The 22,467-nt window shown below is 67.3% G+C and carries 24 protein-coding genes and 3 tRNA genes; 8 read left to right on the forward strand and 19 right to left on the reverse strand.

What is annotated here, in order from left to right:
* Window positions 1–6 precede the first annotated feature (6 nt).
* The 4 genes from BACI349Y_RS12605 to BACI349Y_RS12620 are packed head-to-tail and all read left to right on the forward strand — an operon-like array spanning window position 7 to window position 3,274.
* Window positions 7–723 (forward strand): LytR/AlgR family response regulator transcription factor, encoded by a 717-nt coding sequence (locus BACI349Y_RS12605; protein ID WP_159632385.1) that lies wholly within the window; start codon window positions 7–9, stop codon window positions 721–723.
* Entirely contained in the window at window positions 720–1,091 is a 372-nt protein-coding gene (locus tag BACI349Y_RS12610; RefSeq protein WP_159632386.1) for a hypothetical protein, read from the forward strand. The genes BACI349Y_RS12605 and BACI349Y_RS12610 overlap by 4 nt, the downstream gene beginning before the upstream one ends.
* A gap of 7 nt (window positions 1,092–1,098) precedes the next feature.
* Complete coding sequence (locus BACI349Y_RS12615) at window positions 1,099–2,565, forward strand: sodium/solute symporter (RefSeq protein WP_159635633.1); 1,467 nt, start codon at window positions 1,099–1,101, stop codon at window positions 2,563–2,565.
* Window positions 2,566–2,584: 19 nt separating this feature from the next.
* Window positions 2,585–3,274 (forward strand): hypothetical protein, encoded by a 690-nt coding sequence (locus tag BACI349Y_RS12620; protein ID WP_159632387.1) that lies wholly within the window; start codon window positions 2,585–2,587, stop codon window positions 3,272–3,274.
* A gap of 22 nt (window positions 3,275–3,296) precedes the next feature.
* On the opposite strand, the gene BACI349Y_RS12625 is transcribed toward BACI349Y_RS12620, so the two are convergent.
* The 6 genes from BACI349Y_RS12625 to rpsB form a co-directional block, all read right to left on the reverse strand.
* Complete coding sequence (locus BACI349Y_RS12625) at window positions 3,297–3,881, reverse strand: DivIVA domain-containing protein (RefSeq protein WP_159632388.1); 585 nt, start codon at window positions 3,879–3,881, stop codon at window positions 3,297–3,299.
* Window positions 3,882–3,999: 118 nt separating this feature from the next.
* The gene (locus BACI349Y_RS12630; protein ID WP_159632389.1) at window positions 4,000–4,920 is read right to left on the reverse strand and encodes a phosphatidate cytidylyltransferase; all 921 of its coding nucleotides are present in this window, start codon (window positions 4,918–4,920) and stop codon (window positions 4,000–4,002) included.
* Window positions 4,920–5,477, reverse strand: coding sequence for a ribosome recycling factor (gene frr, locus BACI349Y_RS12635; protein WP_141161026.1), 558 nt, complete (start codon window positions 5,475–5,477; stop codon window positions 4,920–4,922). The genes BACI349Y_RS12630 and frr overlap by 1 nt, the downstream gene beginning before the upstream one ends.
* A gap of 129 nt (window positions 5,478–5,606) precedes the next feature.
* A complete protein-coding gene (gene pyrH, locus BACI349Y_RS12640; RefSeq protein WP_159632390.1) occupies window positions 5,607–6,344 on the reverse strand; it encodes a UMP kinase in 738 nt (245 codons plus the stop codon).
* Between the two features lie 150 nt (window positions 6,345–6,494).
* On the reverse strand, window positions 6,495–7,331 hold the full coding sequence (gene tsf, locus BACI349Y_RS12645; RefSeq protein ID WP_141161028.1) for a translation elongation factor Ts: 837 nt from the start codon (window positions 7,329–7,331) through the stop codon (window positions 6,495–6,497).
* 128 nt (window positions 7,332–7,459) lie between these two features.
* A complete protein-coding gene (gene rpsB, locus BACI349Y_RS12650) occupies window positions 7,460–8,323 on the reverse strand; it encodes a 30S ribosomal protein S2 (RefSeq protein WP_110544706.1) in 864 nt (287 codons plus the stop codon).
* 447 nt (window positions 8,324–8,770) lie between these two features.
* On the opposite strand from rpsB, the gene BACI349Y_RS12655 reads away from it, so the two are divergent.
* Entirely contained in the window at window positions 8,771–9,412 is a 642-nt protein-coding gene (locus BACI349Y_RS12655; protein ID WP_159632391.1) for a M23 family metallopeptidase, read from the forward strand.
* 68 nt (window positions 9,413–9,480) lie between these two features.
* Here BACI349Y_RS12655 and BACI349Y_RS12660 read toward each other — a convergent pair whose 3' ends face one another.
* The 6 genes from BACI349Y_RS12660 to BACI349Y_RS12685 form a co-directional block, all read right to left on the reverse strand.
* Window positions 9,481–10,671, reverse strand: a complete 1,191-nt coding sequence (locus BACI349Y_RS12660) for an acyl-CoA dehydrogenase family protein (protein ID WP_159632392.1) — start codon at window positions 10,669–10,671, stop codon at window positions 9,481–9,483.
* A 138-nt stretch (window positions 10,672–10,809) separates the two neighbouring features.
* Window positions 10,810–10,883, reverse strand: a tRNA-Ile gene (locus BACI349Y_RS12665).
* A gap of 75 nt (window positions 10,884–10,958) precedes the next feature.
* The gene (locus BACI349Y_RS12670) at window positions 10,959–12,155 is read right to left on the reverse strand and encodes a glycosyltransferase (RefSeq protein WP_159632393.1); all 1,197 of its coding nucleotides are present in this window, start codon (window positions 12,153–12,155) and stop codon (window positions 10,959–10,961) included.
* Window positions 12,156–12,266: 111 nt separating this feature from the next.
* Window positions 12,267–13,175 carry a DMT family transporter gene (locus BACI349Y_RS12675; RefSeq protein WP_159632394.1) on the reverse strand — a complete coding sequence of 303 codons (909 nt, stop codon included), beginning with the start codon at window positions 13,173–13,175 and terminating at the stop codon, window positions 12,267–12,269.
* Entirely contained in the window at window positions 13,175–13,798 is a 624-nt protein-coding gene (locus BACI349Y_RS12680; protein WP_159632395.1) for a CDP-alcohol phosphatidyltransferase family protein, read from the reverse strand. Before BACI349Y_RS12680 ends, BACI349Y_RS12675 begins: the two co-directional genes overlap by 1 nt.
* Before the next feature lie 102 nt (window positions 13,799–13,900).
* Window positions 13,901–14,752, reverse strand: coding sequence for a phage holin family protein (locus BACI349Y_RS12685; protein ID WP_159632396.1), 852 nt, complete (start codon window positions 14,750–14,752; stop codon window positions 13,901–13,903).
* Between the two features lie 179 nt (window positions 14,753–14,931).
* Between BACI349Y_RS12685 and BACI349Y_RS12690 the strand changes: the two genes are divergently transcribed.
* From BACI349Y_RS12690 to BACI349Y_RS12700, 3 genes are all read left to right on the forward strand, one after another.
* Entirely contained in the window at window positions 14,932–16,155 is a 1,224-nt protein-coding gene (locus BACI349Y_RS12690) for a multidrug effflux MFS transporter (protein WP_159632397.1), read from the forward strand.
* 68 nt (window positions 16,156–16,223) lie between these two features.
* Complete coding sequence (locus BACI349Y_RS12695; RefSeq protein ID WP_159632398.1) at window positions 16,224–16,400, forward strand: glycine zipper 2TM domain-containing protein; 177 nt, start codon at window positions 16,224–16,226, stop codon at window positions 16,398–16,400.
* Between the two features lie 80 nt (window positions 16,401–16,480).
* Complete coding sequence (locus tag BACI349Y_RS12700) at window positions 16,481–16,888, forward strand: hypothetical protein (protein ID WP_159632399.1); 408 nt, start codon at window positions 16,481–16,483, stop codon at window positions 16,886–16,888.
* A gap of 70 nt (window positions 16,889–16,958) precedes the next feature.
* Here the strand turns inward: BACI349Y_RS12700 and BACI349Y_RS12705 are convergent.
* The 7 genes from BACI349Y_RS12705 to BACI349Y_RS12735 form a co-directional block, all read right to left on the reverse strand.
* A tRNA-Asn gene (locus BACI349Y_RS12705) sits at window positions 16,959–17,031 on the reverse strand.
* A gap of 122 nt (window positions 17,032–17,153) precedes the next feature.
* Window positions 17,154–17,226, reverse strand: a tRNA-Asn gene (locus tag BACI349Y_RS12710).
* A gap of 95 nt (window positions 17,227–17,321) precedes the next feature.
* Window positions 17,322–19,265, reverse strand: a complete 1,944-nt coding sequence (gene dnaG, locus BACI349Y_RS12715; RefSeq protein ID WP_159632400.1) for a DNA primase — start codon at window positions 19,263–19,265, stop codon at window positions 17,322–17,324.
* A 29-nt stretch (window positions 19,266–19,294) separates the two neighbouring features.
* Window positions 19,295–19,555: a ferredoxin gene (locus BACI349Y_RS12720; RefSeq protein ID WP_159632401.1), complete on the reverse strand. Its 261-nt coding sequence runs from the start codon at window positions 19,553–19,555 to the stop codon at window positions 19,295–19,297.
* Window positions 19,552–20,820 carry an NADH-ubiquinone oxidoreductase-F iron-sulfur binding region domain-containing protein gene (locus tag BACI349Y_RS12725; RefSeq protein ID WP_159632402.1) on the reverse strand — a complete coding sequence of 423 codons (1,269 nt, stop codon included), beginning with the start codon at window positions 20,818–20,820 and terminating at the stop codon, window positions 19,552–19,554. The genes BACI349Y_RS12720 and BACI349Y_RS12725 overlap by 4 nt, the downstream gene beginning before the upstream one ends.
* Entirely contained in the window at window positions 20,817–21,374 is a 558-nt protein-coding gene (locus tag BACI349Y_RS12730) for a ferric reductase-like transmembrane domain-containing protein (RefSeq protein WP_236561037.1), read from the reverse strand. Before BACI349Y_RS12730 ends, BACI349Y_RS12725 begins: the two co-directional genes overlap by 4 nt.
* Window positions 21,367–22,467, reverse strand: a complete 1,101-nt coding sequence (locus tag BACI349Y_RS12735; protein WP_236560820.1) for an FAD:protein FMN transferase — start codon at window positions 22,465–22,467, stop codon at window positions 21,367–21,369. Before BACI349Y_RS12735 ends, BACI349Y_RS12730 begins: the two co-directional genes overlap by 8 nt.

Consider the following 22,467-nt stretch of genomic DNA (forward strand, 5'->3'; position numbering starts at 1 on the left):
AGGAGAATGATTAACGTCCTCGTCGTTGATGATGAGCTGCCCGCCGTTGAGGAGCTGGCTTTCCTGCTGGGCAGGGACGAGCGCATCGGGAAGGTGCTGCGTGCCACGTCCGGCGCTGAAGCGCTTGCGGCCCTGTCCGCCGGCGGCATCGACGCCGTCTTCCTGGACATCCATATGCCTGCGGTGTCAGGCCTGGACATCGCCGGGGCCATCGCCCGCAGCAGCAATCCGCCGGCCGTTGTTTTTGTCACTGCCGATGAGGACCATGCCCTGGCTGCGTTCGAACTCGCCGCCGTGGACTACCTGCTCAAGCCGGTGCGCGCCGAGCGCCTGGCACGTTCCGTGGGGCGGATCAGCGAATTGCGCGACGGCGGGGCGGCACCGGAGATGATCACGGTGGACCAGGGCGGGACCACCAGGATGATCCGGCGCGACGACGTCACGTACGTCCAGGCACAGGGCGACTACGCGCGGCTGCATACCGCCGACGCCAGTTACCTCATCCGGGTGCCCCTGGCGGACCTTGAACAGCAGTGGGCGGATGCCGGCTTCATCCGCACGCACCGCTCCTACCTGGTGGCACTCAAGCATGTGTCCTCGATGAAGCTGGCCGCCGACGGGCCGCGGGTCACGGTGGCCGGTGCCGGCCTGCCCATCAGCCGCCGGCACCTGCCCATCGTGCGGGAGAAGCTGGAGGCAACCAGGATCAGGCCGCACGCATGACCCGGGTCCGGGTTACGGCCCCGCGCGCGTCTGCGCGCACCGCGGTGCGCGGCACACCCCGCGCGCTCGAGTCGCGGGAAGCGGCGCAGGACTCCGAGGTGGGGCAGGTGTTTGTCCGGTCGCTGATCAGGTCCCAGCTGCGGCTGGCCCTGGTGGTGGCGGGCGGCTTCCTGCTGATCCTGGCCGCATTCCCGCTGACCCTGGTGGTGGTTCCGGGCCTGGCCGATACCCGGATCGCCGGCATCCCGTTCGGCTGGCTGCTGCTGGGCGCGGGAATTTACCCGGTGATCGGCTTGAGCGCATGGCTGTACGTCAGGACGGCGGCACGCAATGAGGCGCGGTACCGGGACCTGGCAGGGGAACAGTGATGCGCAGGTGAATGCCGGCGTCGCCATCACAGCGGTCGCGGTGGTGTCCCTCGCCACGGCCATCATCGGGTTTTACGGGCTCCGGATCTCACGCACCACCGGCGACTTCTACGTTGCATCCCGGACCGTGCGCCCCTGGTGGAACGCGTCGGCGATCGGCGGGGAATACCTGTCCGCAGCCAGTTTCCTGGGTGTGGCAGGCCTCATCCTGCTGTCCGGGACGGATGCACTCTGGTTCCCGGTGGGGTACACCGCCGGCTACCTGATGCTGCTGCTCTTCGTTGCCGCCCCGCTGCGCCGGTCCGGCGCCTACACGATTCCGGACTTCACCGAGTCCCGGCTCGCCTCCCGGACGGTCCGGCGCGTCACCAGCCTGGTGGTGGTGATGGTGGGATGGCTGTACATCGTGCCGCAGCTGCACGGGGCGGCACTGACCATCCATATCGCCACGGGCCTGCCGTCCTGGGTGGGTTCCGTTGCCGTCGTGGTGGTGGTGTGCCTCACGGTGGTGGCAGGCGGGATGCGGTCCATCACCTTTGTCCAGGCGTTCCAGTACTGGCTGAAGCTGACGGCCCTGGCCGTGCCCATCCTGTTCATCGTCTTCGTGCTGGCCGGCCAGGGGGCGGAGCCCCAGTCCCTGCCCGCGGTCAACCCCACGGGCGTGGCACCGGCCGGGCTGTACCAGAACGTGTCCCTGCTCGTGGCGCTGCTGTTCGGCACCTTGGGACTGCCGCACGTGCTGGTGCGTTTCTACACCAACCCGGACGGGCACTCGGCCCGGCGGACCACGCTGATCGTCCTGGGCCTGCTCTCCGTGTTCTACCTCTTCCCCACCGCGTACGGGCTGGTGGCCCGGATGTTTGCCCCCGACCTGGCCCGCTCGGGGCAGCCGGACGCCATGGTCCTGCGGCTGCCCGGCGAACTCGTGGGCGGGGTACCGGGCGACCTGCTCAGCGCCCTGGTGGTGGCCGGGGCGTTCGCGGCGTTCCTGTCCACCACCTCCGGCCTGGTGGTCTCCCTGGCCGGCGTGATCAGCCAGGACGTCCTGGGCGGAAGCGTCCGCGGGTTCCGGCTCGCCGCCGTCGTCTCCGCCCTGGTCCCGCTCGGCTTTGCGTTCATGACCGGTTCCCTGGCACTCGCCGGCAGCGTGGGCCTGGTCTTCGCGTTCACCGCTTCCACGGTCTGCCCCGTCCTGCTGCTGGGCATCTGGTGGCGCGGCCTGACCGATGCCGGGGCCATCGCCGGCATGGTGACCGGCGGGGTGCTGTGCGGCGGGGCGATGATTGCGGGCGCAGTATCGGGTTCGGGCCTGACGCCGCCCTGGCTCGCCCAGCCGGCGGCGTGGAGCGTGCCTGCCGCGTTCGCGGTGATGGTCATCGTGTCCCGGGCCACTTCCCACCGGATCCCGGGCACCATGCCGCGGATCATGACCCGCCTGCACACCCCGGAACGGCCGCTGGCGACGGAACGGTGATCGGGAGGACAATAACGCCATGTCCATCGAGGACGGCGGCACCTCCCACCAGCACGGCGGGGTCCCGGCCTCCGTGCGGGCCCAGCTGCTCGCCACGGAGCACTGGGGCCTGCTGGCATCGCGCAGCACGGCCCAGGGCGAGGTCCTGACCCGCATCAGCATGTTCCTGACGTTCACTTCGGCCAGCATTGTCAGCGTGGCACTGGTGGGCCAGGCCACCGGCTTTTCGGATGCCTTCGTCCTGCTGGCAGTGGTTGTCCTGTTCATCGATACCGCGATCGGGCTGCTGACCCAGCTCCGGGTGATGAACGTGGCCCATGAGGACCTGATGTACGTCACGGCCATGAACAGGCTGCGGGCCGCGTACGTGGACCTCGACCCGGGCGTGGCGCCGTACCTGATGGCCGCGCACCACGACGACGAGGCCGGTTCGGTGCAGACCTACTATTTCTTCGGCAACCGCGGCTCTTTCAGCCATGTGGCGGGCAGCAGCATGATCTTCATGACGACGGCGAACGCTGCCTTGATTGCCATTGTTGCCGGGCTGCTGGTAACGCTCGCCGGGGCAGGGACAGCGGGCGGCCTCATCGTGGGGGCCCTCTGCGGCGTGGCGTTCCTGGCGGTGTCGGCGGCGCGCGGGTACCGGAGCTACCGGGACGTGTGGCGCCGCTTCACGCCGCTTTCCCCCACCCCGCCGGCCAGGGACTGAAAGCCCCGGCAGCAGAGACGTGTCAGTCGATGGCCGCCATCAGCTCGACAACGCGGTCCAGGAAGGCGTCCACCTGTGATTCCTCGTAGCCGTCGCGGCCCACTGCGGGACGGAAGACGGCGCGGCGCACGCTGTCCACGCTCAACGGCTTGTCCTGTTCGAGGTAGGCGACGAGCTCGCGGCACAGCCGGTCGACGTCGTCAATGTTGTAGCTGCGGGCCTTCTTCTTGGTGGGCCGCCGGAAGCGGTCTCCGTCGGGCCGGTGCAGGCGGCCCCGGAGGATGCCGGAGAGGCTCCCGATTTCGCGCAGCCAGGCTTCCTCGCCGCGGGCCGCGATCAGTTCATCCCGTTCCCGGCGGGCGAAGGCGTCCTCAAGCCGGTCCAGGGCGGCGTCCACGACCGTGGCGGAGTAGCCGCCTTTGACGGGATCGAAGGACACGGCCCTCACGTCGGCGCTGTTGACGGGGTCGGTGGCGGCCTGGGGTGTTTCCAGGGAGATCCGTGCCCGCTGCAGGAACTGGTCAACCTGCCTGGCGTTGTACCCGTACTCGCTGCGCTGCACGCGCTCAAAGGACGCAGGGATCTGCCGATGAATGTCCAATGCCACTTCGTTTCCTTCAATGCTCTTCAGCGGTAGTGCTTCCGCACCAGTCTAGGGGGCCCCGATTGGTGCGGCCGCCCGGGACCATGTTTGTGTCGGGGGCCCGGCGCGCCGGGCTGGAGGGTCAGGCGCCGGCCACCAGGCCGTACAGGATGAACGCCACCGGCGAGGCGAAGACGATGGAGTCCAGCCGGTCCATCACTCCCCCGTGCCCGGGCAGGATGCTGCTCATGTCCTTGACGCCCAGTTCACGCTTGACCATGGACTCGGCGAGGTCGCCGGCGGTGGACGCGGCCACGGTTCCGACAGCGAGCACGGCGCCCACCCACCACGGTTTGTCCAGCACGAAGAGGGCTGCCAGCACGCCGATCAGCATGGCGCCTGCCACCGACCCGGCGAAGCCTTCCCAGGACTTCTTGGGGCTGATCTTCGGTGCCATGGGGTGCTTTCCCAGCGACGCGCCCACCAGGTAGCCGAAGGTGTCATTGGAGACCACCAGCAGGAGCATGACGGCGATCTCCCACGCGCCGATGGGGGCCATGCCGCCGGGCCAAAGCCCCAGCGGGGTGGTGCCTGCGGCGTGCAGCGGCAGCGCGGCGAAGCTGATGAAGAAGGGAACCCACCCCAGGGTGAACACACCGGCGAAGATGCTGTTGGCCGATCCCGCTGCACTTTCGATCGAGCGCCACAGCAGGACGGCCACCGCACTGAGCAGCAGCGCGAACAGCTGGCTTTCGATGCCGCCAAAGTAGGCAGCGAAAGGCATGGCCAGCGTGCCGGTCATGACCGGCACGATGGGCATCCTGGTGCCGTTGGCTTCCAGCGCCCGGTAGATCTCCCACACGCCAAAGACGGCAAAGGCGGTGACGATGGCTACGAACGCCAGCGGGAGGAACAGCAGCCCGCCGAGTACGGCGATAAGCATGGCCAGGCCCACCACGACGGCGGCGGGCAGGTTCCGCCCGGCCTTCGGCGTCGGGTTGCTCCTGGGCTGCTTCCCCCGTGTGCGCGCCCGTGGTGCGGGGGCCTGATCTGCCTGGCCCATCAGACTTCGAGCAGCTCTGCTTCCTTGCGCTTGAGCAGTTCGTCGATGCCATCCACGTGGGCCTTGGTGAGGCTGTCCAGTTCCTTCTCGGCGCGGTTGCCTTCGTCCTCGCCCGCCTCGCCGTCCTTGACCAGGCGGTCCAGGGTTTCCTTGGCCTTGCGGCGGATGTTGCGGATGGAGATCTTGGCGTCCTCGCCCTTGGTCTTGACGATCTTCACGTATTCCTTGCGGCGTTCCTTGGTCAGCTCAGGAATGGTGATCCTGATGACGTTGCCGTCGTTGGACGGGTTCGCGCCGACCTCGGAATCGCTCAGGGCACGTTCGATGTCCCGCATGGCGGTCTTGTCGAACGGGGTGATCAGGATGGTGCGGGCGTCCGGGATGGCGAAGGAGGCCAGCTGCTGCAGCGGCGTGGGCGAGCCGTAGTAGTCCACCAGGACCTTGTTGTAGAGGCCCGGGTTGGCGCGGCCGGTGCGGACGGCGGCGAAGTCTTCCTTGGCTACCTCTACCGCCTTGTCCATCTTTTCTTCGGCTTCGAGCAAGGTTTCTTCGATCACGGTCTCTCCTGACGGTTCTGGTGCAGTCCGGGGTGCCGGATCCATGCACTCACGTGGTTCTTTGTTGCTGGTTCCGTCCCCGCCCGGAGGGGCGGGGACGGAACTGTCCTGAAATCATCCTAGCCGCAGCTAGGCGGTGACCAGCGTGCCCAGCTTTTCGCCAAGGATGGCGCGGGTGACGTTGCCTTCACCCTCCATGCCGAAAACCACCATGGAGAGGTCGTTGTCCTTGCACATGGTCATGGCCGTCTGGTCCATGACGCGGATGTCGCGGCGCAGGGCATCGTCGTAGCTGAGGGTCTCCAACCGCTCCGCGGTGGGGTCCTTCTTGGGGTCCGCGGTGTACACGGCATCCACCCCGCTCTTGGCCATGAGGACCACGTCGGCGTGGACTTCCAGCGCGCGCTGGGCGGCCACGGTGTCGGTGGAGAAGTAGGGCAGGCCTGCGCCGGCGCCGAAAATGACCACGCGGCCCTTTTCCATGTGGCGGATGGCGCGGCGGGGAATGTAGGCCTCGGCCACCTGGCCCATGGTGATGGCGCTCTGGACGCGGGTTTCCACGCCCGCCTGCTCCAGGAAATCCTGCAGCGCCAGGCAGTTCATGACCGTTCCCAGCATGCCCATGTAGTCGGCGCGGGAGCGGTCCATGCCGCTCTGGGACAGTTCGGCGCCGCGGAAGAAGTTTCCGCCGCCCACCACAATGGCCACCTCCACTTCGGGGACGGCTGCTGCGATCTGCTTGGCGACGTTGCGGACGGTCTCGGGGTCGACACCGAGCTTCCCACCGCCGAAGACCTCGCCGGAGAGCTTCAGGAGGACCCGCCGCCGGCTCTTTTCCGAATGCGTGACAGTGTTGACGGCTTCCATGATGCCTTCCCGTTGGTGACTCTGAAAAAAGGGTATCCTGCCGGATCCGGTGCCCGGAACCGGCCGCGGTCCAAATGGACTGGACTGCCAGCCGTTTGGGCGCATGCAAAAGGGGCGGCCACCGAAGTGGCCACCCCCTTGCAGTTTCGGCTAGGAGCCGACGCGGAAACGCGTGAAGGCGGTTCCCTTGACACCGGCCTCTTCGAGGACCTGTGCCACGGACTTCTTGGCGTCCTTGGCGAATGCCTGGTCAACCAGGACCTCGCCCTTGTAGAAGCCCGTCACGCGGCCTTCCACAATCTTGGTGAGGGCAGCCTCAGGCTTGCCCTCGGCCTTGGCGGTCTCTTCCGCGATGCGGCGCTCGGACTCGACGAGCTCGGCCGGAACGTCCTCACGGGTGAGGTAGTTCGGGGCCATGGCGGCGATGTGCACGGCGACGTCGTGGGCAGCGGCGGTGGCGGCTTCGCCTTCACCGTCGACAGCGAACAGAACGCCGACCTGGGCCGGGAGGTCCTTGGACGTCTTGTGCAGGTAGGCGTCAACCGTTGCACCCTCAACGCGGGAGATGCGGCGGACAACAACCTTCTCGCCCAGGATGGCGCCTTCTTCGACGACAACCTCGGAGAGCGGCTTGCCGTCAACGTCGGTGGCCAGCAGGGTCTCGAGGTCGGCAGCGCCGGACTCGACGGCCACGGCCAGGACCTTGTCGGCCAGCTGGATGAACTTGTCAGCCTTGGCGACGAAGTCGGTCTCGCAGTTGACCTCGATCATGACGCCGACCCCGTTGCTGACCTTGGCGGCCACGAGGCCTTCAGCGGTGGAGCGGCCCTCGCGCTTGGTAGCGCCCTTGAGGCCCTTGATGCGGATGATCTCGATGGCCTTCTCGGCGTCACCGTTGGCTTCGTCAAGAGCCTTCTTGACGTCCATCATGCCGGCGCCGGTGCGCTCGCGCAGGGCCTTGATGTCCGCGGCAGTGTAGTTCGCCATGTGAACCCCTCTGTCTAGAAATGTGTGGTGGTGTACGGACCGACAGGACGGCAGCCCACGGGGGTGGGCTGCCATCCTGTCAGCAGCTCCGGCTGCGGACAGCGCGGAGAATCCGGATTTTGCGTGTGTTACTTGGCGTCTTCGGCGGGAGCCTCGGCGGCAGCCGGAGCTTCCTCGGCGGCCGGGGCTTCAGCGTTCTCAGCCGGAGCGGCAGCAGCTTCTGCCTTGCTGCCTTCGAGGAGCTCGCGCTCCCACTCGGCCAGCGGCTCTTCCGGAGCTTCGGTGGCGCCCGTGCCGCGGTTGTTGCGGGCGATCAGGCCCTCTGCAACAGCGTCGGCAACAACGCGGGTCAGGAGGTTCACGGAGCGGATGGCGTCGTCGTTGCCCGGGATCGGGAAGTCGACTTCGTCCGGATCGCAGTTGGTGTCCAGGATGGCCACAACCGGGATGTTCAGCTTCTTGGCCTCGTCAACGGCAAGGTGTTCCTTCTTGGTGTCAACAACCCACAGCAGGGACGGAGCCTTGGTCAGGTTGCGGATACCGCCCAGGTTGGACTCCAGCTTGGTGAGCTCACGCTTGAGGAGCAGGAGTTCCTTCTTGGTGTAAGCGGAACCGGCGACGTCGTCGAAGTCGATCTCTTCGAGTTCCTTCATGCGCTGGATACGCTTGGCAACCGTCTGGAAGTTGGTCAGCATACCGCCGAGCCAACGCTGGTTGACGTAGGGCTGGCCCACGCGCGTTGCCTGCTCGGCAATTGCTTCCTGGGCCTGCTTCTTGGTGCCGACGAAGAGCACGGTGCCGCCGTGGGCAACAGTGGCCTTGACGAACTCGTAGGCGCGGTCGATGTAGGACAGCGACTGCTGCAGGTCGATGATGTAGATGCCGTTGCGCTCGGTGAAGATGAAGCGCTTCATCTTCGGGTTCCAACGGCGGGTCTGGTGTCCAAAGTGGACGCCGCTGTCAAGCAGCTGGCGCATGGTTACGACGGGCATTCCGGCGCTCCTTATTTTCCGGCAGGTCATTCATGAGAAAACCCGGAGGCTTCTTACCCTGCCAATAGTTGACGGTTGATCAGCGTGGCCCGGACGGGCCGTGCTCCTGGCATCCCCCGCACTTCCCATCAGGACGAAAGCCTGACCGCAGGAAGCGCGATCCTCCATGGACGACGCCGGGGCGTTGGCTGCCGGAGGGCTGGATGCGCGTAGTCAGCCGCTGCTCCCCCACACTCCTGAATGAGATGTGCCGACGCGATGCGGACAGGGGGATGCACCGCGGGGGTGGACCACTGGGACGTAACGCGTTGAGGGCGCAGCAAACTGCTCCATCAAGTGTACTACAGGCACCCGCGCCCGCCGGACAGTCCGTGCCTGCCCGGGCCGTTGTCCACATAGCCGGAACCGGCCCTGTCGGCGCGCGGTGCAGGCGGGCAGGCTGGTCGCATGAAGACATCAGTCCTGCTGGCCGCCTTCCTGCTGCTGCCGGCGTCGATTGCCACCCCGGGCGCGGGCCTTTCGAACAGCGTGGCCCTCCCCTACAGCGCAGCCATCCCGAACAGCGCAGCCATCCCGAACAGCGCAGCCATCCCGAACAGTGCCGCCGGCTTCAGCCATGCGGCCGCCGCCCGGCGGGGAAGTACGACGACGGCCACCCGGGCGGGTGCCACCCCTTCCTGGCAGTGGCCCTTGGCACCGCGCCCGCCGGTGCTGCGCCCTTTCGATCCGCCGCCCAAGCCATGGCTGAGCGGGCACCGGGGCGTAGACCTTGACTTCGGCACAGGCACGCAGGTCTTGTCACCTGCAGCCGGAACGGTGAGTTTCGCGGGCGTGGTGGTGGACCGTCCCGTGATCACCATCGACCATGGCGGCGGCCTGCGGAGCAGTTTCGAACCCGTGGAAAGCACGTTGGCCGTGGGCGCCACCGTGGCCCGGGGCGAGGTCATTGGCACTGTGCTGCCGGGGCATTGTCCGGCGGCGCAGTGCCTGCACTGGGGCGTGCGGGAAGGAGAGGACTACGTCAATCCCCTGCAGTTCGTCCTGGACCTCCGCCCGTCCATCCTGCTGCCGGTAGCCGGTGGACCATAGCCACGGAGAACGCAGGCATGGCCCCGGAGCATCAGTCAGTCAGACAACTCCCCGTGGGGGCGTCCCGCCTAGACGATCGCCGAGATCCCGGTGATGGCCCGCCCTGTCACCAGGGTGTTGATTTCGGCCGTGCCCTCGTAGGAGTAGATGGCCTCCGCGTCGGCGAAGATTTTGGCCATCCCGTAGTCGGTCACGATGCCGTTGCCGCCCAGGATGCTGCGGCCCAGCGCCACACTCTCCCTCATGCGGTCGGTGGCGAAGGCCTTGGCCAGTGCGGATTGTTCGTCCTTCGCCTCCCCGGCGTCCTCCAACTGGGAGAGCCGGACCATCATGCCCATGGAGCTGACCGTGTTGCCCAGGATCCGGACCAGCTGGTCCTGGATGAGCTGGAAGGAGGCCAGGGGGCGGCCAAACTGCTGGCGCTCCACGGCATAGCGGCGGGCAACATCGAAGGCGGCCATCTGGAGGCCCACGGCCTGCCAGGCAACTGACAGGCGGGTGACTTTGAGCACCTTGTTGACGTCGCGGAAGCTGTTGGCGTTGGCGAGCTTGAAGTGGTCCGGCACCACGACGTCCGTCAGGACGATGTCGGCATTCTGGACAGTCCGCAGGGAGATCTTGTTCTCGATCTTTGTTGCGCTGTATCCAGGCAGCGTGGTGTCCACCAGGAAGCCCTTGACCTGGTTGTCCGCCACGTCGCGGGCGTACACCACCACCCAGTCGGAGAACGTGGCATTGCCGATCCAGCGCTTTGCGCCGTTGAGGATCCAGTTGTCCCCGTCCCTGCGCGCCGTGGTGCGCGTTCCGCCGGCCACGTCACTGCCGCCCAGCGGCTCGGTCAGGCCGAAGGCCCCGATCTTCTTCAGCGCGTAGATATCGGGAAGCCATTCGTCCTGCTGCTCCTTGGACGCCAGCAACTCAATGGAGCCGGTGAACAGTCCGTCGTGCACGCCCAGGAACGTGGCGATGGAGGCGTCCGCACGGGTGGCTTCGGCGTGCAGCATGCCGGCGAAGAGGTTGGAATACCCCTGCCTCCGCACCGGGCTGACCAGGTCCAGCCCGGCAAGCTTCGGTACCAGGTCCATGGGGAACTCTCCGCGGTTCCAGCAGTCCACCGCAATGGGCTTGACCTCACGCGCCAGGAAGTCGCGGACTTCGGCCAGCCGGTCCTGCTCCTTGCCGGAGAGAAGCTGCTCGAAGGCGAAGAAGTCGCCGTCGGCGTAGGGAAGCTCTGGGAAATCGGCTGCGGAGGTGGCCATGGTTACCTTCTTTGATGATCAGCGCTGACCATGCCGCGGAGCGGAGCACGGTATGTTACTGGTCAGTAACATACCGCAGGGTGCTGGGTTAACCAAGAAAACCGCGGCCAACGAAAAACTCGTTGGCCGCGGTTGAGGTAGGGCTACTCGGACTTGAACCGAGGACCTTAGGATTATGAGTCCCGCGCTCTAACCAGCTGAGCTATAGCCCCCCAAGCCCCGGGAGCAGGTGTTCGGACGCCATGCTCCGGCAGGGCAAAAACACTCTAGCAAACCCGGGAAAGGGTTCAGACCACTTTGTCCTCGTAGGAGGCGCCGCGGTACAGGTCCTCGAAGGTCTGCAGCGTCCCCTGGATGCTGTGCGGCTCCACCAGCTGCCGGCTGGCGCGGCCCATGGCCTGCTGTTGGTCCTTGGGCAGTTCCAGCACCTGGGTGATCTTCTTGGCCAGGTCATCACTGTCGTTGGGAGTGAAGAGGTACCCGTTCTCGCCGTCGCGGACCAGGTGCGGCAGCGCCATGGCGTCCGCCAGGACCACGGGGGTGGAGGCGGACATCGCTTCCAGTGTCACCAGCGACTGCAGTTCCGCCGTTCCGGGCATGCAGAACAGGTCGGCCCGGATGTAGGCGGTACGCAGTTCCTCGTCGCTGGCCAGGCCCAGGAATTTGACCCGGCTGGTGAGGCCGAGCCGCCGCACCAGGTCCTCCAGGGCGGAGCGCACTTCGCCGCCGCCCACGATCTCCAGGTGTACGTTCAGCTCCGGCGGCGTTTTGCCGATGGCCTCGATCAGCACGTCCACGTGCTTTTCCTCGGCGAGGCGGCCGGCGAACAGGACAGTGGGGTGGGCGTGCGGCTCGATGTGCTCACCGGGCTGCAGTTCGTAGGCGGCGGAGTCGATGCCGTTGGACAGCGGCAAAACCTTGCGGAGGAAGGCGTGCTCGTGCATGGCGCGGGCGGCAAGCGGCGTGGGCGTTGTCACCACGTCCGCCTGGCCCATGACCTTGCCCATGTCCTTCCAGGAAACCCGCCCAATGATGTCCTTGAACCACTGCGGGAACGGCAGGAAGGGGTTGAGGTTTTCGGGCATGAAGTGGTTGGTGGCAATGATGCGGACGCCGCGCTTCACAGCCTCATAGAGAACGTGCTCGCCGATCATGTAGTGGCTTTGGATATGCACGACGTCGGGCTTCACCCGGTCGAAGAGGAGGCTGATTTCCTTCTTGATTTCCCAGGGGAAGCAGAGGCGGAAGCTCTCGTGGGTGAACGCCTTGTGCGACCGGAGCCGGTGCACGGTTGCTTCCTCGCGGAACTCGGTGAAGCTCTTTCCCTTGCTGTCGCGGGACGCCAGGACATGGACGTTGTGGCCCCGGGCAGTCATTCCCTTGGCCAGCCGGTAGCCAAACTGGGCCGCGCCGTTGACGTCCGGCGGATAGGTGTCTGCGGCGATGAGGATTGTCAGGGGGCGCTGGTCGGCGGGCGTGGTCATGGGGAGTACTCCTGATGGTCACGGTGCGGACAGCGTGGAACTGACAGCACGGTTGGCCGCTGGCGCAAGGCGCCGGGCTTCGTGGGATTGCTGGTTACGGACGGGAATGGACTAGCGGGACGGCCTGCCGGCGGCCTTCCGCGCGTCCTTCTTGCGCTTGGTGACCTCCGGGTGGTGCCGGGAAAGGGCGATAACCCCAACGATAGCAAGGGCGGCAGCCGTTCCCATCGCAATGGCCATGACGGCATGGACGTCGGGGCGCAGTTCGCCCAGGATGATGACGCCGATGGCAATGCCCACCATGGGGTCCACCACTGTGAGTCCGGCGATCACCAGGTCCGGCGGACCGGTGGAGTACGCACTCTGCACGAACCAGGACCCCAGGCCGCCGGCCGCGATGATGGCCACCACCGAATACCACTGGACATTCAGCAGGAAGAGGCCATTCGGATCCAGGAGGTGCTTGCCGATGATCCGGGTGAGGACTGCCACAAAGCCGAACAGGATGCCGGCGCCGAGGATATAGATGAACGCATTCATCCGGTGCTTGAACGTCACGGCCAGCGTGCCGAACAGTCCCACCGCCAGGGCCAGCAGCAGGACGATGGTGAGCTCATCCTCCGGGCTGACATGGTGGTTCTCCTGGGTGACGTTGACCGCCAGGAGGACGAAGAGCGCCGATCCGGTGACGCACGCGGCAATGGACACCGCTGTGGCGCGGTTGATGGTCAGGTCCTGGTCCCGGGCATTGACCACAGTGGTGATCACAAGGGCAATGGCGCCGATGGGCTGGATGACCGTGAGCGGTGCGGAGACCAGGGCGACGGCATTCATCGCCATGCCGGTGCACAGCAGCAGGAGTCCAAGCATCCACCGGGGATTGCGCAGGAGGCGCAGGAAGCCATTGGAGCTCAGGGCCAGGCCGCCGGTATCGGCTTTGACGGCGCTGCCCTGGCGCTGCGCACCCAACGCAAGGCAGAAGGCGCCAAGCACCGCCAGGCCGACGGCAAACCACACCATCAGCCGTTCCCGCCGTCGTGCTGTTTCAATGCCCGGCCCTTGCGCAGCATGGCCCGGAAATAGTTGTACGCGGCAATCCAGTGACCCACGAGGCCCAGGCCCAGCACCACCCAGGCGGTGGCGAAGAGCTGGTCGGAGAACCCGGTGTCCAGCCGGGAAAGGACCAGCAGCGGGGTGCCCAAAAGCAGCAGCCCGGTCCGCACCTTGCCCACCACGCTGACCGGGAGGTCCGGGTGGCCGCGGAAGAGGGAGAGAGTGAGTACCAGCAGGACGGCATCGGGAACCACCAGCGCGGCCAGGTACAGCCAATGCACGACGCCGGCAATCACCAGGGTGAAGGCCACCGCCAGCAGGGCGAGGCGGTCGGCGATGGGGTCAAGGACCCTGCCCAGCTTGGAAGCCTGGTCGAACCGGCGGGCGATGTAGCCATCAATCCAGTCCGTCCCAGCCATGACAGCCAGGACGATCACGCCGGCGCCGTATTCCTTTTGGGCGAGGACCAGCCAGATGAAGAGCGGAACACCCATGAACCGCACCACGGTGAGCAGGTTGGGAATGGTGGCCACGCGGTCATGGTCCACCTGGGGATGGCCGGGGCGGGCGCCTGCACCTATGAACTTCACCCGTCCCCCTCTCCTTCCTGCTGCGCCGCGGCGCGGTCTTTCGGTTGTGCCTTCAGAGGCGGAAACAGCCTCCGCCGGACTTTTGCGTGGCGGAACAGGGGCCTAGTTGGCGCGCAGGAGCCTGCGCAGGAGGACCACCAGGACCGTACCGGCGGCGACAAGGGCCGTCAGCGGCTTCCAGCGCCGGGGCAGGTCAGCGGAGGCGGACAGGGCCGCAAACCGCTGCCCCGCCTCGTCCAGGCCGCGCTGGGCCAGTACCTGGCCTTCGCGCGCCTTGACCTGGGCGGCGGCCAGCACATAGCGCGCCTGGGTCTTGACGTCCAGTTCCGTGCCGAGCTCGTCGCGGACCTCGGTGAGGTGGTGGCGGCGCTGGCTCAGGCGGCGCACCAGCTCGGGTTCGGATGCGTGCGGGAACTCCTGGTCGTGCCGGGCGGCCTTGGCTTCCTTCTCGGCTTTTGCCTTGGCGGCTGCCTCGGCCTTGGCGGCCTTCGCAGCCTTGGCTTCCGGGCTCTCAGGATCCAGGACGGCCGGGTTGAAGGCGGAACCTTCGCGGGCGACCCCGATATCGTGCCTGATGCCACGGATGGTTTCCTCCGGCATCAGCGGCATGGCCTTCTTGAACCGGGCGAGGCCCACCAGGCCCCCGACGAGGGCGATCAGCAGGAAAGCGGCGGAAACCAGGAGGGCTGCCAGCCACGCGGGCATGATGGTGGCCAGCCCCATGATGGCAGCGACGATCAGGCCGACCACCAGCAGCGCCAGGAACAGAAGCGCTACGGCGAAGAAGGCCGCGGCCACCCCCACCTGGACGCCCTTGCGCTTAAGTTCAATCTTGGCGAAGGCGATCTCGTCATTGAGCTGGCGGGGGGCCAACCGGAAAAGGAGTCTTGCCGTCCCGGGCAGCGCAGTGATACGCAATCCCGGGCTGGTACGCCCGCTGTGACGTCCGCTCATCGGTTCCGCCTTACTGGTTCATGGGTCCATACTGCATCCGTTTAGTGCGGAAATGTGCAGCCGCACAGTCCACGCCACCAAAACTACCATTCAGGTTCAGGGCGGACTTGGGGGCTTGCCGGACGGCGCGGCCTACAACGCTGCAAAAACCGCCATGGCCGGGCCTAGGATTGTTCTCCGTGACCAATCCCCCCAATCCGGGCGACCTGCTGACCCGCCGCCGGAAGCTTCTGTACATCCTCCTCCTGGGCGCTTTGACGGCCCTCGGTCCGTTCACCATCGACCTCTACCTGCCCGCCTTCCCGGCGCTGGAGGCAAGCCTGGGGGTGACCGAGGCCCAGGTCCAGCTCACCCTGGCGGGCACCACGGTCGGTTTCGCGTTCGGGCAGCTGGTGGTGGGTCCGTTCAGCGACAAGTTCGGCCGCCGGACTCCGCTGATCCTGGCCACGGCGCTGCACATCGCGGCATCCCTGGGCGCGGCCTTGTCCACGGACATCACCACATTGGGGATCTTCCGTGTACTGATGGGGGTGGGCGCGGCCGGCGGCGGCGTGGTGGCCATGGCCATGGTGCGGGACCTGTTTTCCGGCTACGCCATGGTGCGGATGTTCTCCCGGATGTCACTGGTCAACGGGCTTGCGCCCATCCTTGCCCCCGTCATCGGTTCACAGCTGCTCCTGGTGATGCCGTGGCCGGGCATCTTCGTGTTCCTGGCTGCCTACGGGACGTTGGTCATCGTGGCCGCCCTGCTCCTGGTCCGCGAGACGCTTCCGCCGGAAAAGCGGGGCCGGAGCGGAATGACCGCCCGGCAACGCTACCGGGCGCTGTTTACGGACCGGATCTTCGTGGGGCTGCTGATGGTGGCGGGCTTCAACTTCGGTGGCCTCTTCACCTACCTGTCGGCCTCGCCGTTCCTGTTCCAGGATGTGTTCGGGTTCTCCGCCCAGCAGTACGGGCTGCTCTTTGGCATCAACTCCCTGGGCATCGTGGCCGGCGTGCAGACCAGTTCGCGGCTTATCAGGATTGTGCCTCCGCAGTGGATCCTGGCGGGCGCCACGGCCTGGATGTTCCTGATGGCCATGCTGATCGTGGTCTTCGACCGGGCAGGCCTGGGGCTATGGGGCGTGATGGTTCCGCTCTGGTTCTACATCATGGGCACCGGCTTCATGTTCCCCTGCGTCCAGGTGCTGGCCCTGGCCGGGCACGCGGCCCAAGCGGGGACGGCAGCCTCCCTGCTGGGCGCGGCCACGTTCCTCATGGCCGGGCTCATCTCCCCCGTGGTGGGCTGGCTCGGCATCACCAGCGCCGCTCCCATGGGAGCAGTGCAGGCGGCCTGCATCCTGCTGGCGATCGCAGCACTGTGGCTGGTGGTGCGGCCGCGCACGGTACCCTCGATCCACTGAGACCCCCCTCCACTGTGGTCCGTGATTTCGGGCCTGCCCTGTCCCCACTCCCCCTCGAAAGGCAGCCTGTGAGCCGCACACACCGGAATGGACGGGGACTCTTCCTCGGGGCGGTGCTTGGCGCCGTCGTGGGTTATTTCGCCGGCCGCGCCCTGGGCAACCCCGCCTGGGGCATCATCCTGGGGACGCTGGCAGGCGCGGCGATCCTGTACCGGGTGAATCCGGGATCCCGCGGCCGCCGCTGAAGGACGTGCCGCGATTTTGTTGTGGCAGGCCGGTGCGGCATTCCCTGCCGCCAGGCCCGCTCCCGCGATAAAATGATGCCGTGCCCAACTGGCAGAACCAACCGCCACTTCCGGCCACATGGCAACGGTGCGACGCCCGGATCCTGCCACTGTGGTGGGAGCGGCTGTGTGCGCAGGCCGGACAGCAGTCCGCGGCGCTCTACGCGGCGGGGTTGTTCACGGAAGACCGCCGCCGGCCCATCGCCCAATGGTTCAATCCGGCCTTCAACGCGGCCCTGCTGGTGGCCCCGGAAACCTCGCCGGAATGGCCGGTGCAGCGCTTCGGGATTTTCTACGCTCCCCCGGACTCAGGCTTTGTGAGGATCCACTCCGCGCCGCACGAGTGGAGCCCGCGTGAACCCCGGAAGTCCCCCACGGAGCAGGAAGCCTTCCAGGCGGCCATCGCCGAGGCGGAAAGGTTCCTGCAGGTGGAAATGGATTTCGTCTGAACAAACTCCCACCCCGCGGAAAGAAAAATCCCCGTTCCTCCATGTGGAGGAACGGGGATTTTTCGTTGCGCTCCTCCTGCTGGACTTGAACCAGCAACCCTTCGATTAACAGTCGAATGCTCTGCCAATTGAGCTAAGGAGGAATGAAGCAGGTATGACATTAGCAAAGGATTCCGGCCGAAGGGAAATCGGCGGTTTTCCGGGCCCGGAGGGCCCTGCCGGGAAACAAAAATCCCCGTTCCGGAGGCCGGAACGGGGATGGAAGCTCCTCCTGCTGGACTTGAACCAGCAACCCTTCGATTAACAGTCGAATGCTCTGCCAATTGAGCTAAGGAGGAATGAAGCGGGTATTAGCCTAGCAAACTCTTGGCGCGGAAACGAAATCGAGGGGCCGTGACCTGGCCCACCTCCGGGTCCGCTGGCCGGGCCACCCCTACGACTCCGCGCGCAGGGCCCGGCGTTCCATTTCCAGCATCATCAGCTCGCGGTTGAGCCGCTGGTAGGTCTCCGGGTCCGCCGCCGCGTCAAGGCGCTGCAACTGGCCCATCTTGTCCGCTTTGACCCGGGTGATCTGGAGTTCGAAAAGCCGGGACAGAATGTCGCGGCAGTACTTCAGCACCGCTTCTTCGGTGTGGGCCGGCAGCGGCACGACGGCGAGCTCGGATACCAGCGGCCGGAGGGGTTCCGGCACCTCGTGCATGACGTGCTCCACCCACCGCACCGGATCGACGGTCAGGCCGGGACCAGTGGCGCGCATGGCGTCATGGACGGCCTGGAAGGCAGGGATGGCGAACCGGGCAGCGGCAAAGCGGTCCCACACCCCGCCGGCCAGCAGGGAGGGCTGCTGCAGCGCCACCTCGAGCGCCTGCCGCTCCATGGAAGCCACGGGATCGCGCGGGTCCGGGCGGTGGAAGGAGGGGACAACGCCCGACGACGGCGCGGCAGCTAGGCCGGGTGCCCCCGCTTGGGCAGGGGCCGGGCTGGAGGGGCCGCCTGGCTGCGGCTGGCCCGGAGCCGGGGGGCGTCCGGTCTCGCCGCGCTTTCCGGCGTTCTTCACTTCGGCGTTGACCATCCGCAGGACCTCATTGGGGTCCGGCATCCCCAGCCAGCCGGTCAGGGCCTGGCAGTAGCCCGTCCGGGTGGAGGCGTCGCGGATGGCCGCCACCACGGGCACGGATGCCTTGAGGCCCTGGACGCGGCCTTCAACGGTGTCCAGGTTGAACTGCTTGAGCGTGCTGCGGATGGCGAACTCGAACAGCGGCCGCCGGGACTGGATCAGGGCGTGCACCGCCTCGTCCCCGCGGCTGAGGCGGAGATCGCACGGGTCCGCGCCTGTGGGTTCCACAGCCACATACGTCTGGGCGGTGAAGCGCTGGTCCTCTTCAAAGGCGCGCAGGGCTGCCTTCTGCCCGGCGGCGTCGCCGTCGAAGGTGAACACCACTTCTCCCCCGGTGCCGTCGTCGGACAAAAGCCGGCGGGCGATCTTGATGTGCTCGGTGCCGAACGCCGTGCCGCAGGTGGCCACCGCCGTCGTAATCCCTGCAAGGTGGCAGGCCATGACGTCCGTGTAGCCCTCCACCACCACCAGCTGCCTGTCCTTGGCGATGCTCTTCTTGGCGAGGTCGATGCCGTACAGGACCTGGGACTTCTTGTAGAGGGTGGTCTCCGGGGTGTTGAGGTACTTGGGGCCCTGGTCGTCCTCATACAGCTTGCGCGCGCCGAAGCCGATGGTGTCACCGGCCATGTCCTTGATGGGCCAGATGAGGCGCCCGCGGAAACGGTCGTAGATGCCCCGGTTTCCTTCGCTGAACATTCCGGTGAGCTTGAGTTCGGCGTCGGTGAAGCCGCGGCCGCGCAGGTGCTTCAGGAGGGCGTCCCACCCCTGGGGTGCGTAGCCGCAGCCAAAGTGTTCCGCGGCGGCCCGGTCGAAGCCGCGGCCAAACAGGAAGTTGCGGGCCGTTGCGGCGCCGGGCGTGAGCATCTGGGCACGGAAGAATTCGTCCGCGATCTTGTGTGCGTCCAGCAGCCGCTGGCGGCGGCCCACTTCCTCGCGGTTGGGACCGGTTCCACCGTCTTCGTAGCGGAGCTCGTAGCCGATCCTGGACGCGAGCTTCTCCACGGCTTCCTGGAAGGAGCTGTGATCCTGCTTTTGGACAAAGGCGATGACATCGCCGTCCTCGCCGCAGCCGAAGCAGTGGTAACGGCCTACCTGGGGACGGACGGTGAAGGACGGCGAGCGCTCGTCATGGAAGGGGCACAGGCCCTTGAAGGTTCCCAGCCCGGCGCCCTTGAGCGTGACGTAGCCGTCAACCACTTCCTTGATGTCCGTGCGCTGGCGTACTTCGTCAATATCTTCACGTTTAATCAGCCCAGCCACACAGCAATCTTAGTGTCACCGGCCCGGCGTCACTGCCCGGGCACCCGCGTCCCGGGTTCCGGTGTCCTCCCGTCGAGCAGGCTGAGGGCCAGCTTGGGGCAGAGGAAGACGGCCTCCTGTGCAGCTTCACGGTCGGCGTCACGCAGCGGAACGTCGGTCCTGTCGCGGCCCGTCTTCCCGCGCGCCACGGGGTACCCCCAGTCGTCCCGGTCCAGCACCCCGGGAAGCAGTTCGGCGCACAGGCCGCGGCCGTCGCAGCTGGTCCAGTCGATATGCAGGTGGGTTTTCATGCCGCTGCGCCTCCCGGGCCCGTGCAGTATCCGGAAAGGTGGGCGCGGAAGTCTGCGGCGAAGACCTCCAGGGCACTGCTGACCAGCCCGGTGGTCCCTTCCGGGTGCCTGCACGCGCCCCGCCCGGAGACCAGCCGCCCCAGCCGGTCCAGTTCGGAGGCAAGGCGGGGATTCGTTTCCCCTCCGGCGATCCGGTTGAGGACGGACGCCATGGCCGGCAGCCCGAACATGCAGGGCCCGCACTGCCTGGCGGACTGGTCGGCAAGGTAGCTGACGATCCGCGCCGTCGCCTGGATGCCGCAGGTCTGCAGATCCAGGGCATGGATCACGCCTGCGCCCGGCCGGGCGGTCCGGTCCGGCGGCCCCACGGGTGAGAGCGCGTGCGCCGCGGGCCGCACCCACCGGCCGTGGTAGCCGCCCACCAGGACGGCGGACAAGGCGGCAGGGTCCATGCCCGCCTCCTGCAGGACAGCCGAAAGCTGCGCACCGCCGGGCACCTCCAGCACCACATCCCGGACCGGGGCAGGCCCGGAAACGGACACCAGCCGGGTACCCGGGTCCGCCGCGGTGCCCGCCTGGCGGAACCACTGCGCCCCGTAGCGGGCGATCAGGGCAACCTGGGCGAGGGTTTCGACGTTGACCACCAGTGTGGGCCGGCCGTTGAGGCCGGACTCGCTGAGGCGCCGGCGCTGGTCGGTGGGGACAGCGCTGCCGTTGCCGATCATATTGACGACGGCGCTCGACTCGCCGGAGATGAAGGTTTCGGGTGCCTGCACCACCCGGATCCGGTTGGCCCGGGGGCGTTCGCCGATGGCCTGCTGCACGCGGGGCAGGCCGGCCGCCGGTGCGTAGACGTACATGCTTGCGCCGCCAAGGGCCGCGGCCAGGGCGGCCAGCCCGTCGATGACCAGGTGGGGCGCGTGGGCAAGGAGGGTGCGGTCCTTGAAGCTGAGCGGTTCGCCCTCGGCGCCGTTGGCGATCACTACCGGCCGGGCCGCAAACAGGCCCTTCCTGCCGGACCCGGCAGCGGCAGTGGCCTTGCGCCAGGTTTCGAACGCGGCTCCGCCCCGCCCGGTCAGTCCAGCCTCCGCGAGGGCCTCCAGCAGGCCGGCTCCGGCGGCGTTCGGCTCCCAGGGTCCGAAGGTGCCGAGGTGCTGTTCCAAGTCTGCGTCAGGGCCTGCTGCCAGGAGCCGCGGTTCCTGCCCCCTGTTGTCCTGTATGGCGTGGAGGGGCGCGGTCGGGTAGGTGTCCTTGGCGGGGCTCACGGGAGGTGTCCTTGCCGGGCGTGGGAGGTTTCGAGGAAGGAGGGGCTCAGCCGCCACAGCAGGGCCGCAGCTACGGCCACTGCGGACGCCGCGGCCAGCAGGAGGAACCAGCCGCTGGAGACGTCGGTGCCGTTGCCCAACGCGTGCGCCATCGCCACCGGCCAGACGCCGTAGCTGAGCCAGTGCACGGCCTTGAAGCTGCGCTGCCCGATCCGGTGCCGCAGCAGGCCCGTCACCACCACGGCCAGGACAAGGTCCAGCGCCACGGTTCCCAGCCCCTGCCAGAACGGCTGGAAGGAGCCCAGGAACGGCACCACGATGTCCACCGGGTTGAGCTTGGCAAAGGAGTCAAGGAGCAGGGACCCCGCATGCAGTCCGAGGAACAGTGTGGCGAGCAGGGCGATGTTCCGGTGCAGGAGGCTGATGGAGAACCGGGGCAGCACCAACAGGGGCCGGCCGGACCGGTTGAGGATGCCCAGCAGCACCGACGCCGTGAACAGTACCAGGGACACGAACCCGCTGACCCGGCCGAACGCCCACATGGCCTCATCCATGGCCGCCACCCCCGGGAGTATTGCTTTCTCCGGTGTTCCCAACGGGGTTCCAGGTTTCCGGCGGCCAGCCGCCGGTGGTGGCGACCCTGCCCCGGCTGTCCACCAGCCGGGCAGCAATGCCTTCGGTCCGCAACCAGTCCAGGGCAGCGAAGCCGCGGACAATGGCCGCGGTACTGAAGCCGTTCGCTTCCAGGCAGGTGGGCGCTGCGACACTCACCGAACGCCAGACCTGCTCGGCGGGGAGGCCAAAGCGGGGGTCAAGGATGTGGTGGACCTGCATCCCCTGGTGCTGCCAGCGGCGTTTCTGCGTACTGGACGAGGCCACGGCGAACCCCGGGGCCAGGGAGATGTACTGGGCAGGGTCGGCGGGAAGGTCCTGCACCATGATCTGCCAGTGGCCGGGCTTGCCGTCCTCCTGCGGTCCGGGCCCGGCGCTGGCCAGGTCACCGCCCAGGCCCACGAGCACCCCGCAGCCCAGCTCCCGGCAGACAGCTGCGGCCGCAAGATCGGCCGCGACTGCCTTTGCTGACGCCCCCAGGTCCAGGCGGAGGTCGGCCGGCACGGTGAGGGTCCCTGCCCCGAGCTGGAGGCGGGACCAGCCGGGGGCCCGGGGCGTCGATCGATGCTGCGGTACCGGCTGGGATGGCCCAGGCTGCTGCGACACCGGCACACTGGTGAGCCCCGGCCTGCCCTGCATTCCCGGGCCGTGGCCCAACGCGGCCAGGTCGGCTCCGAGAGTGGGGTCAACGTCGCCGCCGGTCATCCGGGCAGCGTCCAGGGCACGTTCAAGGAGGAGCCGGAACATGGGGCTGATGCTTACACCCCGCGCCATGTGGGGCTGGAGCATCATCAGTTCCGAATCTTCGCGGAAGCGGCTGCAGGCGAGGTCAACCTCCGCCACGGCATCCCGGACAATGTCCCCGGCCGCGGCAAGCAGTGCCGGTTCCGTGACCGTGACCGAGGCCTCAAGCCCCCAAACAGTCCAGCTGGTGTGCGCTGTGCCGTGCGGAGATGCTGTGCCGTGCGGGGGTGCTGTGTGTTCGGCGGTCCTGGCAGCCGGGGCACCGGGACCTGCCATTGCGGAACGTGCCAC

This window comes from Arthrobacter sp. 8AJ (assembly GCF_902506025.1).
Taxonomy (GTDB): Bacteria; Actinomycetota; Actinomycetes; order Actinomycetales; family Micrococcaceae; genus Arthrobacter.

What these genes read in the sequence shown, in the direction of transcription:
- BACI349Y_RS12605 (WP_159632385.1), top strand. Translation starts at nt 7, where the DNA reads ATGATTAACGTCCTCGTCGTTGATGATGAGCTGCCCGCCGTTGAGGAG.
- BACI349Y_RS12610 (WP_159632386.1), top strand. Translation starts at nt 720, where the DNA reads ATGACCCGGGTCCGGGTTACGGCCCCGCGCGCGTCTGCGCGCACCGCG.
- BACI349Y_RS12620 (WP_159632387.1), top strand. Translation starts at nt 2,585, where the DNA reads ATGTCCATCGAGGACGGCGGCACCTCCCACCAGCACGGCGGGGTCCCG.
- BACI349Y_RS12630 (WP_159632389.1), bottom strand. Translation starts at nt 4,920, where the DNA reads ATGGGCCAGGCAGATCAGGCCCCCGCACCACGGGCGCGCACACGGGGG.
- pyrH (WP_159632390.1), bottom strand. Translation starts at nt 6,344, where the DNA reads ATGGAAGCCGTCAACACTGTCACGCATTCGGAAAAGAGCCGGCGGCGG.
- tsf (WP_141161028.1), bottom strand. Translation starts at nt 7,331, where the DNA reads ATGGCGAACTACACTGCCGCGGACATCAAGGCCCTGCGCGAGCGCACC.
- rpsB (WP_110544706.1), bottom strand. Translation starts at nt 8,323, where the DNA reads ATGCCCGTCGTAACCATGCGCCAGCTGCTTGACAGCGGCGTCCACTTT.
- BACI349Y_RS12655 (WP_159632391.1), top strand. Translation starts at nt 8,771, where the DNA reads ATGAAGACATCAGTCCTGCTGGCCGCCTTCCTGCTGCTGCCGGCGTCG.
- BACI349Y_RS12660 (WP_159632392.1), bottom strand. Translation starts at nt 10,671, where the DNA reads ATGGCCACCTCCGCAGCCGATTTCCCAGAGCTTCCCTACGCCGACGGC.
- BACI349Y_RS12670 (WP_159632393.1), bottom strand. Translation starts at nt 12,155, where the DNA reads ATGACCACGCCCGCCGACCAGCGCCCCCTGACAATCCTCATCGCCGCA.
- BACI349Y_RS12675 (WP_159632394.1), bottom strand. Translation starts at nt 13,175, where the DNA reads ATGGTGTGGTTTGCCGTCGGCCTGGCGGTGCTTGGCGCCTTCTGCCTT.
- BACI349Y_RS12685 (WP_159632396.1), bottom strand. Translation starts at nt 14,752, where the DNA reads ATGAGCGGACGTCACAGCGGGCGTACCAGCCCGGGATTGCGTATCACT.
- BACI349Y_RS12720 (WP_159632401.1), bottom strand. Translation starts at nt 19,555, where the DNA reads ATGAAAACCCACCTGCATATCGACTGGACCAGCTGCGACGGCCGCGGC.
- BACI349Y_RS12730 (WP_236561037.1), bottom strand. Translation starts at nt 21,374, where the DNA reads ATGGATGAGGCCATGTGGGCGTTCGGCCGGGTCAGCGGGTTCGTGTCC.